Source organism: Dyella sp. SG562, from assembly GCF_011759495.1.
Taxonomy (GTDB): Bacteria; Pseudomonadota; Gammaproteobacteria; order Xanthomonadales; family Rhodanobacteraceae; genus Dyella_D; species Dyella_D marensis.
The window spans coordinates 1-12558 of sequence record NZ_JAAOYS010000025.1 but is presented as its reverse complement, the minus strand read 5'-3'; the positions used below and the strand labels follow the sequence as shown (position 1 = coordinate 12558).

The following is a 12558-nucleotide window of genomic DNA, read 5'->3' as shown; positions in this document are numbered from 1 at the left end:
GGCGTCCGAAATGCCCGCTGCATAAGCGGCCCATTCGCGATAACGCGAAAACCAAGCGATACCGTTACTGGATCCCGGCCTACGCCGGGATGACGAGCTACGGCGACTCGTCGAGGTCCAACGACTTCGCCAAAACAGCAGCCTGCGTCCGCGACCGACAATCCAATTTCTTCAACACCGCAGTCACGTGAATCTTCACCGTGTTCTCAGCCAACCCAAGCTGATCCGCAATCTGCTTGTTAAGCAGGCCCTCGGCCAACAACATCAACACCCGCAACTGTTGCGGCGTCAACTGCGCCAACCGCGCCGCCAGCGCCGCATCGTCCTCGCTGCGCTCCGCCTTTCCGGCGGGAAACCAGCTCCCGCCCGCCAGCACCTCATGCACCGCGCTGCCCAGCGCCCCGACCGGCGCGGACTTCGACACGAAGCCGGCCGCGCCGAACTGCTGCGCCCGCCGCACCGTCCGCGGATGGTCGTTGGACGAAATCACGATCACCGGCACTTCGGGCCGCTCGCCGCGCAACAGCACCAGTGAGGAAAAGCCCATCGCACCGGGCATCGCCAGATCCAGCAGCACCAGGTCGATCACCGGCTCCTCGGCCAGCGCCGCCTCGACGGCGCTCTGGCTCGCCACCTCCAGCATCCGGCCGTCGGGCAGCGCCTCGCGCAGCGCGTGCAGCACCGCGGCGCGGAACATCGGGTGATCGTCGGCGACAAGAATGGTTTGCACGGTGAGCCCCGTCGGATCGGCCGCGCCCGGCCGGGCGCAACCGGGAAGTGTTTTAGCAGAGCCCCGCCGCCACGGCTATCGGAACGCTTGACCCTTACGTAACGTAAGGCCCCAGTGTGCGGCCCGCACCGAAGGAGAACTCCATGCTGCTGACCGTTGGCGAACTTGCGCGGCGTTGCGGGCTTACCGTCCGCACCCTGCACCACTACGACGCCATCGGCCTGCTCAAGCCTTCGGTGCGTTCCGCTGCCGGTTATCGACTCTACGATCGGGCCAATATCGAACGCCTGCACCGTATCCGCGCCCTGCACCAGCTGGGCCTGTCGCTGACCGCCATCGGAGACGCCCTGTCCGGGCCGCAAGCGCCGCTGCCGGAGGTGATCGATCGCCAGATCGCCGCCCTCGACCGCGAGCTGGCCAAGGCCGCGCTGCTGCGCGGGCGGCTGTTGCGGCTGCGCACGCAGCTGGACGCCGGACAGCCCCCCGACCTGGCCGACTGGCTGGACACGCTCGAGACCATGACCATGTACGAAAAATACTTTTCCGCCGACGAACTGAAGACCCTGCCGCTGCATACCGACCCCGACGTGCTGCCCGAATGGAAGGCCCTGGTGATGGCGATACAGGCGGCGATGGACCGCGGTGCCAGCGTGCACGACGCCGACGCGCAGCTGCTGGCATTGCGCTGGATGAACATGATCGGGCGCGGCACCGGCAACAACCCGTCCTTCCTGCTGCGCCTGCTGGCCATCAACGAACAGGAACCGGGCATCCGCGAGCGCAGCGGCATCACGCCGGCGCTGGAGCGCTTCGTGGAACAGGCGCTGGTTGCCGCGCGGCTGGCCATCTTCGCGCGCTACCTGGATGCGCGCGAGATGGAGCGCATGCAGGAAAACTACGGCCGGCAGATGCACGCCTGGCCGGTGCTGATCGCCGAACTGCGCAGCGCGCTGGAAGACGCCCTGCCGCCGGAGCATCCGCACGTGCAGGCCAAGGCGCGGCGCTGGATGGAGCTGTTCCGCGCCTATGCCGGCGACGACCCCGCCACGCATGCGCGCATCCGCGAGGCCTATGCGCAGGAGCCGGACCTGCGCAGCGGCAGCTCGGTGGACGAAGCGCTGCTGGCATACGTGCGCAGCGCCTGGCAAAGCGCGCAGCAGACCAGCCACCAGCAATAAAAAAGGGCGGCCGAGGCCGCCCTTTTCTGCTTCGCTGCCGAAGCGGCTTACTTCTTGGCGAACAGATGCTCGACCGCGGCGCGCTCTTCGCGCAGTTCCTTGTCGGTCGCTTCCATGCGGGCGCGCGAGAAGTCGTTGATCGCCAGGCCCTGCACGATCTCGTACTTGCCGTTCTTCACCGTCACCGGGTAGCCGTAGATCACGCCCGGGGCGATGCCGTACGAGCCATCCGACGGGATGCCCATCGAGACCCAGTCGCCGTCCACGGTGCCCAGCGCCCAGTCGCGCATGTGGTCGATCGCGGCCGAGGCGGCCGAGGCGGCGGACGAAGCGCCGCGCGCCTTGATGATCGCCGCGCCGCGCTGCTGCACGGTCGGGATGAAGTCGGTCTCGTACCAGCTCTGGTCGACCTGCTCGAGCGCCGCCTTGCCCTTCACCGAAGCCTGGTGCAGGTCCGGGTACTGGGTGGAGCTGTGGTTGCCCCAGATGGTGACCTTCTTGATGTCGGTGGTGTGCGCGCCGGTCTTCTCGGCCAGCTGCGACAGGGCGCGGTTGTGGTCCAGGCGCACCATCGCGGTGAAGCACTTCGGATCGAGGTCCGGGGCGTTCTGCTGGGCGATCAGCGCATTGGTGTTGGCCGGGTTGCCGACCACCAGCACGCGCACGTCGCGCTTGGCGTGGTCGTTCAGGGCCTTGCCCTGCGGGCCGAAGATGGCGCCGTTGGCTTCCAGCAGGTCCTTGCGCTCCATGCCCGGGCCGCGCGGGCGCGCGCCGACCAGCAGGGCGTAGTCCACGTCCTTGAAGGCCACGTTGACGTCGTCGGTAGCGACGATGCCGGCCAGGGTCGGGAAGGCGCAGTCGTTCAGTTCCATCACCACGCCCTGCAGCGACGGCAGCGCCGGGGTGATTTCCAGCAGATGCAGGATCACCGGCTGGTCCTTGCCGAGCATGTCGCCGGCGGCGATGCGGAACAGCAGGGCATAGCCGATCTGGCCGGCAGCGCCGGTAACGGCAACGCGAACGGGGGCTTTCATCACTTGCACTCCTTCATGGTCGGGTGGGCCTTGCCCACCGAATGGTGTTGGCGGGCCCTTACGACCCACCGATACGGATGGATCAGCTCAGCTGCGCGAAGAAGGCCTGGATGCGTTCGAGGCCCGGCTTCAGCTGCGCCGTGGGACAGGTGTAGGAGATGCGCATCGCGCGCGGCTCGCCGAAGGCCGAACCCGGCACGCAGGCCACGCCGGTGGCTTCCAGCAGCACGGCGCAGAACTCCACGTCGTTGGTGATCTTCGTGCCCTGGTAGCTCTTGCCGAAAGCCACCGAGATATCCGGGAACGCATAGAACGCACCCTGCGGACGCGGGCACACCACGCCGGGGATGGCGCTCAGCGCCTCGACCACCACGTCGCGCTTGCCGGCGAATTCCTCGCACTTGGCGCGCGGCACGTCCTGCGGGCCGGCGAAGGCCGCCACGGCCGCGGCGGTGATCACTTCCGGCACGCTGGTGATGTGGTTGGAGTTGAGCGTGGTCACCGCCTTGGCCACCGACTCGGGGCCGGCGATCAGGCCGACGCGCCAGCCCGGCATGCCGTAGGTCTTGGACACCGAGTCGACGAACACCAGGCGGTCGCGCAGCTCCGGGCGCGCGAACACGAAGTTGTTGTAGCCCAGCCCGTCGAACACCATCGAGTTGTAGATGTCGTCGGTGATGATCCAGGTGTCCGGATACTTCGCAAGCACGTCGGCCAGCGCGGCGATTTCCTCGCGCGTGTAGACCATGCCGGTGGGGTTGGACGGGTTGTTGAACAGGAACACCTTCGGCTTGCGCTGCAGCGCGGCCTCGAGCTGCGCGGGCACCAGCTTGTAGTTCTGTTCCGCGCCGCAGTGCAGGACGTTGGCCTTGGCGCCAACGATGTCGGCGATGTCGTGGTAGGTGGTCCAGTACGGCGCGGCGAAGCAGATCTCCTCGCCCTCGTTCAACATCGCCTCGGCCAGGTTGTACAGCACTTGCTTGGCGCCGATGCCGATGGAGAGGTTCGTGCGGCCGTAGCCGCTGAAGCCCAGCGCCTCGATGTGCTGCAGGAAGGCATCCAGCAGCGCGTCGGCGCCGCGGTTGCTGCCGTACTGGCCGGAGTCGTGCTTGAGCGCCTCGCGCGCCGCCTCGTACACGTGCTCGCCGGGCAGGAAATTCGGCACGCCGATGGAGAAGCTGATGATGTCGCGGCCGGCAGCCTTGAGCTGCCTGGCCTTCTCGGCGATGACCATGATCGCGCTGGGCTTGGCGCGGCCGACACGCTGGGCTAGCTGAGGCATGACTTCCTCTGGTTAGAGCCTGTTGATGATCTTCCCGTAGCCCGCGCCGGGTCTGTTTGCGCGCAGGGCAAGGAAGAGCGAAGGAGTGTACGTCCGTACACGACTGAGTGATGACGCCGCCCTGCGGGCAAACAGGCCCGGCCCTCCGGGTTGCCTTTGAATGGCCGCCAGGCGGCAGCGCGCGGCTTGACCTGGCAGCCAGCCAGGCGCTGCGCCACGCGCTACCACCTGACGGCCATTCAAAGGCAACGCGGGCCACGGGAAGATCATCAACAGGCTCTTGGGGGACGGAGGCAGCAAACCGGTGGATTTTAGCATGCGGCGCTGCCGCATCCGGTGTTGCCGCAAGTCCTTGCCGGCGCAGGAACTACCCGGTGCATTCGTCCACGGGGCGGGGCATGATGCGCACGCTACCGGCCGCTACGGCGCCGCCGGGACCGGGGCAGCGGGCCAACAGGAAGCGCCCGCCAGCGGTACTCAGGGGACGTTGCCAACCATGACGGAGGAACGGGTATGCATTGGCTTTGGGTAATCATCGTCGGTCTGGTCGTCGGCCTGCTCGCCAAGGCCATCATGCCGGGCAAGGACCCGGGCGGCTTCATCATCACGGCCCTGCTGGGCATCGCCGGCTCGTTCATCTCCACCTGGGCGGGCGAGCAGCTCGGCTGGTGGCCGGCATCGGGCTTCATGCACTTCATCGGTTCGATCATCGGCGCCGTGGTGCTGCTGGCGATCTACCACTTCGTGTTCAACCGCAACCGCACGGCCTGAGCATGAAAAAAAGCCGCCGGCGGGTCGCCCCGCCGGCGGCTTTTTCGTATCCGGCCTTGACTTAAGCCTGGGCCTTGTTGCCGCCGAACAGCGAGCCGGCCAGCGAGGCCAGCGAACCCAGGTCGATGCCGCTGCCGCCCTGCGGCACCTGGCCGTCGGGGGTGAGGTGATCCACCGCATGCGGCAGCACCTGCGACAGCTGGCCCAGCAGGTCGCCCGGATTGACGCCGAGCTTGCCGGCCGCCTCCTGCACGATCGAGCCCAGGCCGCCGTTCTGCAGCGCCTGGCCGAGCTGGTCGCCCGATACCGGCTGGTTGGCGCCGGTGCCGACCCACGACTGCGCCGCTTCGCCCAGGCCATGCTGCTGCAGGATGTTCAGCAGCCCCTGCAGGCCGCCGGCCTTGTCGATCAGCTGGCCGGCCACCGAAATCAGCGAGCCGCCCTGCCCCTCCTGGCCGCCCTGCCCCAGCAGACTACCCAGGCCGCCAAGCAGATCATTGAGTGATGCCATGTTTGCTCTCCCTAAGATTGAAGGACCTACCCCGGTAGCGCACGTCTGGCGCGTCCGCCGATTCTACGTAGGCATCGGCTAGCCGCATGTGACGGCACCGTTAACGGACGAAGGCCGCAGTCGTCGCCGACTGCGGCCTTCGTGTGTTCGCAGGAAAGCGAGGCTCAGCCGCGCTGGTCGAGGATCGCGTTCCATTCCTTGACGCGGTCGGCCTGGGCGGCCAGCAGCGCGTCCACGTCGCCTTCGACGGTGGCCTTCTCGATCACGTCGTCCTGGCGGATGGCGTCGACCACCTTCTGGTCTTCGGCGCTGACGATTTCGCCGAACACGCTGTGCTTGCCGTCCAGCCACGGCGTGGCGCCATGGGTGATGAAGAACTGGCTGCCATTGGTGCGCGGACCGGCATTGGCCATCGACAGCACGCCCGGCTTGTCATGGCGCAGGGCCGGATTGAACTCGTCCTCGAACTTGTAGCCCGGACCGCCGCGGCCGCTGCCCTCGGGGCAGCCGCCCTGGATCATGAAGTCGTTGATGACGCGGTGGAAACTCAGGCCATCGTAGTAACCGCGGCGCACCAGGTTGACGAAGCTGGCCACGGTCACCGGCGTCTTGTCGTCGTGCAGGCGCAGGTGGATGGGGCCGCGATTGGTGGTGAGGGTCACGTTGATGGTCATCGGTATTCCTTGGACTGGCGGAGGTCGGCAAGGATACCCCAGCCGGCCGCCGCTGGCTCGGCGAGGGCCGGCTCAGGGCAGGCCCAGCGCCGCCCGCTCCAGCGCCGCGGCGCCGCGCGGCCGGGCCGCCGGCGGGGCCGGCGCCTGCAGCGGCCACGGCGCGTCCTCGTACAGGTGGCTCCACAGCCGGTCCAGCGCCAGGTAGCCGTACGGCAGCAGCGGCACGTGGCGGTCGCCGAAGCCCGGCAGCGGCAGGAAGGCGTCGAAGTGCTGCGCGTACGGCACCTTCCAGTACAGCGGGTGCAGGCCGTGCACGCGCAGCCAGTCCACATAGGGCTCGGAGGTAAAGGCGGTGGGCAGCAGGCCGTCCTCGGCGCCGTGCAGCACCCACAGCGGCAGCCCGGGACGCGGCAGCCGCGCCGAGGCGGCAGCGACGCTGGCGTGCAGAGCGGCAACATCGGCGCCGTTGCCGTCCCACAGCGCGCGCAGGCAGCGGATGCCGGGCAATGCGGAATCCGCGGACGCATCGGTGCCGCCGAGCAGTGCGATGCCATTGCCCGGCGGAATGCCGGCGCCATCGGCCCACCACGAGGCACGCACGGCCGGCGTCGCTTCCGCCGTGGTGGCGTAATGGAAACCGCAGGGCACGTCCGCCGCGCCGCGGCGCAGATACGACGACGCATAACCCGCCGCGATCGCGCGCCACAGATCGAACGCCTGCGTGCTCGCCGCCACGTTCAGCGCGGCATCCGTCCAGCCGCCCGCACGCAGGTGCTCATAAGCCTGCGCGGCCTGCGCCTGCGCCGTGGCGCCGCTCACCAGGTCCTGCTCGCGCAGGCTGGCGCAGCGGGCGAGCCAGGCGGCCGGCGGCTTGCCGTCCTTGCCGCGCGCCAGCGGCGTGTTGCCGAAGCGTGCGTCGCTCAGCGCGCAGGGCAGCCACAGCGCGGCGTCGGTGGCGTAGTCGTAGAGCGCGCGGCCATAGCCTTCGACGTGCACGTTCGGTTCCAGCGCCACCACGCCGGCCAGCACGCCTTCGCTGTCGAGACCGGCGGCCTGCAATACCGCGCCGCCGCCGTTGGAAAGGCCGGTGGCGATGATGCGCGTGTTCTGCGGCGTGAACGGCGCCTGGTCCGGATAGGCGCGATCGAGCATGGCCAGGCCGAAGCGCGCGGCCTGCAGCACGTGGCGGCCCCAATCGGCTTCCGGGTTGTCGCCGGAGTGCAGATGCTTGATGGCGACGCCAGCATCGGCGGACGCCTTCGTCGGCTCGAATTCCAGCGGCGCCGCACCGCGCTGCGCGCGCGTGCCGTCGAGCTGCACGCCGGTGTCGTCGGCGTAGTCGAAATAGCCCGCGCCCGTGCCTTTGTCGGTGTAAGCCACCGCGCAGCCGCGCGGCAGACCCCAGGCGCCGGCCAGCGCGATCGCGCCATAGATGCCGCGCGAACCGGACGAGGCCGTGACCACCAGGCAGCGCTTGCGCGTATCGAAACCATCCGGCACCTGCAGCAGCACGCGATGCGGCGCATGCGCGCCGGGAATGCGCGCGAAGGCCTGGTACTCGCGGCCCGGCACTCCGGGTACGGCGCCGTAGACACGCCCATAGCCGCCGAGCGGGCCGAGATCGGCGATGCCCTTCCAGCTGTTCTGGATCGCCCGCCGGCGCAGTTCCTGCGGCGTGGGATGCAAGGCATCGGCATACGGCGCGGGCAGGCCCGCCAGGCCGGCCAGGCCCAGCCCCGCGCTCAGCAGGTCGTCGCCGTTGCGGTGCTCGGTGACGCGGACCTCGCCTTCGATGAACTGCGGTGACTGCATGAAACCCTGTCCCGATCGATGAGAGGAAGGCGGCTGCGCCGCGCAAGCGGCGAGCAGCGGCACCAGCAACAGCCAGGAGCGATGGAGGATGGTCATCGCGCCACCATAGCAACCGGCGATTGGCGCGCTATCGTACGAAGGTACAGCGGGGTTTCCTCAGTTCCAAAGTTGGAATCCTTCTCCCTCCGGCGACCCGAAGGTAGTCCCCGTGGGAGAGAAGGTGGCGGCAGCCGGATGAGGGTCCGGCCGGAGCGATGCACCTCACTCTTGCGCTCCGCCCGTACCCTCACCCCAGCCCCTCTCCCAAGGGGAGAGGGGCTTTGCGCCGCGCCCTGCGCAAGCTAACGTCACAAGTCATGCCCACCCTCCTGATCGCCGACGACCACCCGCTGTTCCGCACGGCCCTGCGCCAGGCCGTCACCGAAAGCGTCGCCGACTGCCGCATCCACGAAGCCACCGACCTGCCCGGCGCACTCGCCGCGCTGGCGGCCGAACCCGACACCGACCTGGTCCTGCTCGATCTCAACATGCCCGGCAGCCAGGGACTCTCGGGCCTGGCCGCGCTGCGCGGGCAGCATCCGGGCGTGGCCGTGCTGGTGGTGTCCGCGCACGACGAGGCGCGCACCGTGCGCCGCGTGCTCGACCACGGCGCCGCGGGCTTCATCGCCAAGAGCGCCTCGCCCGCCGATATCGGCGACGCCGTGCGCACCGTGCTCGCCTGCGGCACCTGGCTGCCGCCGGCGCTGGCGCAGGCGGTGGCGGCGCTGCCGGCCGATCCGGCCGATGCGGATCTGGCCGCGCGCCTGGCGCGACTCACCGAACAGCAGTACCGCGTGCTCACCCTGCTCGGCGAAGGCCTGCTCAACAAGCAGATCGCCGACCGCCTGTCGATCCAGGAGCGCACGGTGAAGGCGCACGTCACCGCCATCTTCGAAAAGCTCGGCGTGCGCAACCGCACCCAGGCCAGCGTGCTGCTGAATTCCTTGGCGCTGAGCGAACCGGCGCTGTGATCAGACCATCGCCGTGGCGAGCCGCTGCAGCACCTGCTGCATGGCCAGCGGCTTGAGCGGCTTGTAGAGCACCATCGCGCCGGCGTCGAGAATGCGCTGGCGCAGTTCGCCGTCGCGATCGGCGGTGAGGATCACAGCCGGCACGGCGGGACGTTCGCGGCGCAATGCGCGCAGCACGTCCAGCCCGGTGACGCCGTGGTCGAGGTGATAGTCGAGCACGAACAGATCCGGCGGCCATGGCGCGTCCATCGCCTGGCGCGGCTGCGCGGCGACGTGCACCTGCCAGCCCCAGCCCTGCAGCAGCGTGGCCAGCGCGGTGCGCGCGGCGGGTTCGTTGTCCAGCACCACGGCGCGGCCGGCCGCCACGCCTTGCGCGATGTCCGCCGCAGCCGCCGGCGCGGACACCGGCTGCGCACGCGGCACGTCGAGATGGAACACGCTGCCGCGCCCCGGCCACGAGCGCAGGCCCAGCGGATGTTCGAGCAATGCGGCCATGCGCTGCGCGATCGACAAACCCAGGCCCAGCCCCTGCCCGCCCGTGTGGTTCAAGCGGTGAAACGCCTGGAAAATGCGCTCGCGCTCTTCCGGCGCAATGCCCGGCCCCGTATCCCACACTTCCAGCCGCAGGTATTCGCCGTGCCGGCGCAGGCCCAGCAGCACGCGTCCGCGTTCCGAATAGCGCAGCGCGTTCGACAGGAAATTCTGCAGCACCCGGCGCAGCAGCAACGGATCCGAGCGCACCCAGGCCGCGCTGTCCACCACGCCCAGCCGCATGCCGCGATCGAGCGCCATGGCCTGGAATTCCGCCGCCAGCGGCCCGAGCACTTCGCTCAGCGCGAACTCGCGCGGCTGCGCGCGCAGACGGCCGCCTTCGAGGCGCGCGATATCCAGCAGGCCCGCCAGCAAGCCTTCCGTCGCCGCGAGCGCACCTTGCAGATGGCGCACCGTGGCCGCTTCGCCGCCGCGCTCGGCCAGCGCATGCGCGAACAGTTGCGCGGCATGCAGCGGTTGCATCAGGTCGTGGCTGACGGCGGCGAGGAAGCGGCTTTTCGCGGCGTTCGCGCGCTGCGCCTCGGCGGTGGCATCGGCCAATGCACGCGTGCGTTCTTCCACGCGCAGTTCCAGTGTCTCGTTCGCGCCGCGCAGCGCATCTTCGGCATGGCGGAACGCGGTGACGTCGGTAAAGGTGGCAACGAAGCCGCCGCCCGGCATCGGATTGCCGCGGATCTCCACCACCGTGCCATCGGGAAAACTGCGTTCGGACAGATGCCGCGTGCCGGCGCGCATATGGGTCAGGCGCCGCTGCACGCGCGCTTCGACGTCGCCCGCGCCGATCATGCCGCGCGCCACGTTGTAGCGCGTCAGGTCCGCCACCGGCCGCCCCACCTGCAGCAGTCCGTCGGGATAGCCGAATAAGCTGGCATAGCGGCGGTTCCACGCCACCAGGCGCAGTTCCGCGTCGACCACGCAGATGCCCTGGCTCATGTTTTCCAGCGCCGCTTCCAGCACGCGCTGGTTGAAGCGCAGATCCTGCGCGGCTTCGCCGACGATGGCGGCGACGGTGTCGAGCTCGTCGCGGCGCTGCTGCCGCACCACTTCCAGCAGCAGGCGCGCGGAGGCGGCGCCGATCACCGCGGCCAGCTCGTGCTCCACCTCGGCCACGCGCGCCGCGCTGGCGCTGCCGTGCGACGGTGCGTCTTCGAACAGATGCGCCACACGCTCGGCCGGCAGGAAGCGCGAAGCCAGCGCGTGCAGTTCGGCGACGCCGATGCTGCCCACCGCCGCGGGCTTGCGTGCGCGGCCGAAGCGCGAGCCGGCTACCGCGAATATCACCGCCACGTTGGCGGCCAGACCCGCCGCCACCGCACGCCCGAGGCGGCTCCATTCGCCCAATCCCAGCAAGCCGTCCGGCGCCAGCCAATGCAGACCGTACGGCCAGCCGCTCCACCACGTCGCCGCCGCGGGAAACATCGCCGGCAACAGCACGTACAACCACACCAGTGTGCCCGCGGCCAGGCCCGCCGCCACCGCGCGCGGCCCCAGCTGCGGCCGGTACACCGCGGCGAGCAGCGCCGGCGCCAATCCCGCCAGCGCCGAAAACGAAATCGCGCCGATATCCGCCAGCACGTCGTTGCGCGCCAGCACGCGGCTGTAGGCCCAGGCCAGCAGGATCACCGCCAGGATCGCCACGCGGCGCTGGTTGATCACCTGCCCGCGCAGATCGCCATGCTCGCCGCGCCCCCAGCCCGCCTGCACGCGCAGCGGCGCGATCAGGTGATTGACCACCATCAGGCTCAGCGCCAGCGTCGCCACCACCACCATGCTGGTTGCCGCGCTGAGGCCGCCGAGAAAAGCCAGCAGCGCAAGGCCGTGCTGGCCGCGCGCCATCGGCAAGGCCAGCACATAGAGATCGGACGGCACGCCGCTGGGCGCCAGCCAGGCATCGCCCAGCCGCGCCAACGGCAGGATCGGCAGCGCGATCAGCAGCATGTACAGCGGGAACAGCCAGCGCGCGGCGCGCAGGTGCGCACCGTCGCGGCATTCCACCACGCCGGCATGGAACTGATGCGGCAAGGTGAACATGGCCAGCGCGCCGAGCAGGATCATGGCCGGAAAACCCGCGCTGTCGTGCGGCGGCGGCGCGGCTGCCGCCACACCCGCCGGCGATGGCGCGAACAGCAAGCTGCCCAGCGCCAGCATCGCCGCCAGCTTGAACAGCGATTCGAACGCCATCGCCAGCACCAGTCCGCGGTTGTGCGCCATGGTGGAGGCGCGGCGGGTGCCGAACAGCATGGCGAACAAGGCCATCAGCAGCGCGACGTAGAGCGCGCTGTCCTGCCACGGCGGCGACTCGGCCACCTGGCCGCGGCCGAGCATGGCGAAACTCATCGCCACCGCTTTCAGCTGCAAAGCGATATACGGAACGATGCCGATCAGCACCACCACGGTCACCAGCGCGGCAAGGCCGGAATGGCGGCCGAGGCGCACCGCGATCAGGTCGGCCAGCGAGCCGGCGTTGTAGTCGCGCGCCAGCTGCACCAGCCGCCGCAGCACAGCGATGCCGAACAGGTACATCAGGATGGCGCCGACGAAGGTCGGCGGCAGCCACCAGCCGGAGCGGCTGGCCTGGGTGACGGTGCCGTAGAAGGTCCATGAGGTGCAGTGGATCGCCAGCGACAGGGCGTAGACGATGGACCAGCGTTTTTCGAAGAGTGCGGGGCGGCGTTCGCCGAGCAGCGCGACGCCGAAGAGCAGGCCGAGCCAGATCAGGGCGGCGGTGGTGATGATGGTGGGGGTCAGCATGGCTGATGTTTATCCGAGCGTATGCGCAAGCCCCGGCCCCTCACCCCAACCCTCTCCCCGGAGGGGAGAGGGGGATGTCGGGCGAGGCGAAAATCCAGCGAAGAGCACGCGGCGCAGCCGCGGCGTTCCGCTTGCGCGCTTCTGCTCCTGATCTACCGGGTCCCCTTGGCGCCGGCGGTGAGGGCTGGACGAAAAGGCCCCCGCAGGGGGGCGAGGACAGGAGTCCTCGCCTTTTTGATCAGGGCATGGATGC

10 protein-coding genes are annotated in these 12558 nt (G+C 69.4%); 3 read left to right on the top strand and 7 right to left on the bottom strand.

All coding sequences use genetic code 11. The features are described 5' to 3' along the window. Positions 1-97 precede the first annotated feature (97 nt). Positions 98-730: a response regulator transcription factor gene (locus tag FHW84_RS22935; RefSeq protein WP_343203641.1), complete on the bottom strand. Its 633-nt coding sequence runs from the start codon at positions 728-730 to the stop codon at positions 98-100. Between the two features lie 143 nt (positions 731-873). On the opposite strand from FHW84_RS22935, the gene FHW84_RS22930 reads away from it, so the two are divergent. Continuing rightward, the gene (locus tag FHW84_RS22930; RefSeq protein ID WP_167258816.1) at positions 874-1908 is read left to right on the top strand and encodes a MerR family transcriptional regulator; all 1035 of its coding nucleotides are present in this window, start codon (positions 874-876) and stop codon (positions 1906-1908) included. 47 nt (positions 1909-1955) lie between these two features. On the opposite strand, the gene FHW84_RS22925 is transcribed toward FHW84_RS22930, so the two are convergent. Together FHW84_RS22925 and FHW84_RS22920 are read right to left on the bottom strand one after the other, a co-directional pair. Continuing rightward, positions 1956-2942, bottom strand: a complete 987-nt coding sequence (locus FHW84_RS22925; protein WP_167258814.1) for a malate dehydrogenase — start codon at positions 2940-2942, stop codon at positions 1956-1958. A gap of 82 nt (positions 2943-3024) precedes the next feature. Beyond that, positions 3025-4224 carry an aminotransferase class I/II-fold pyridoxal phosphate-dependent enzyme gene (locus FHW84_RS22920; RefSeq protein WP_167258812.1) on the bottom strand — a complete coding sequence of 400 codons (1200 nt, stop codon included), beginning with the start codon at positions 4222-4224 and terminating at the stop codon, positions 3025-3027. A gap of 513 nt (positions 4225-4737) precedes the next feature. Between FHW84_RS22920 and FHW84_RS22915 the strand changes: the two genes are divergently transcribed. After that, the gene (locus tag FHW84_RS22915) at positions 4738-4995 is read left to right on the top strand and encodes a GlsB/YeaQ/YmgE family stress response membrane protein (RefSeq protein WP_167258810.1); all 258 of its coding nucleotides are present in this window, start codon (positions 4738-4740) and stop codon (positions 4993-4995) included. Positions 4996-5056: 61 nt separating this feature from the next. On the opposite strand, the gene FHW84_RS22910 is transcribed toward FHW84_RS22915, so the two are convergent. The 3 genes from FHW84_RS22910 to FHW84_RS22900 all read right to left on the bottom strand — a co-directional run bounded on the left by FHW84_RS22910 (position 5057) and on the right by FHW84_RS22900 (position 8088). Then, positions 5057-5506 carry a YidB family protein gene (locus FHW84_RS22910; RefSeq protein ID WP_167258808.1) on the bottom strand — a complete coding sequence of 150 codons (450 nt, stop codon included), beginning with the start codon at positions 5504-5506 and terminating at the stop codon, positions 5057-5059. A 164-nt stretch (positions 5507-5670) separates the two neighbouring features. After that, positions 5671-6180 (bottom strand): peptidylprolyl isomerase, encoded by a 510-nt coding sequence (locus FHW84_RS22905; protein ID WP_167258806.1) that lies wholly within the window; start codon positions 6178-6180, stop codon positions 5671-5673. A 72-nt stretch (positions 6181-6252) separates the two neighbouring features. Next, positions 6253-8088 carry a 3-hydroxybutyrate oligomer hydrolase family protein gene (locus FHW84_RS22900; RefSeq protein ID WP_167258804.1) on the bottom strand — a complete coding sequence of 612 codons (1836 nt, stop codon included), beginning with the start codon at positions 8086-8088 and terminating at the stop codon, positions 6253-6255. A gap of 260 nt (positions 8089-8348) precedes the next feature. Between FHW84_RS22900 and FHW84_RS22895 the strand changes: the two genes are divergently transcribed. Next, positions 8349-9002 carry a response regulator transcription factor gene (locus FHW84_RS22895; RefSeq protein ID WP_167258802.1) on the top strand — a complete coding sequence of 218 codons (654 nt, stop codon included), beginning with the start codon at positions 8349-8351 and terminating at the stop codon, positions 9000-9002. Here the strand turns inward: FHW84_RS22895 and FHW84_RS22890 are convergent, their stop codons facing one another. Then, entirely contained in the window at positions 9003-12305 is a 3303-nt protein-coding gene (locus FHW84_RS22890; protein WP_167258800.1) for a PAS-domain containing protein, read from the bottom strand. Between the last annotated feature and the right edge of the window lie 253 nt (positions 12306-12558).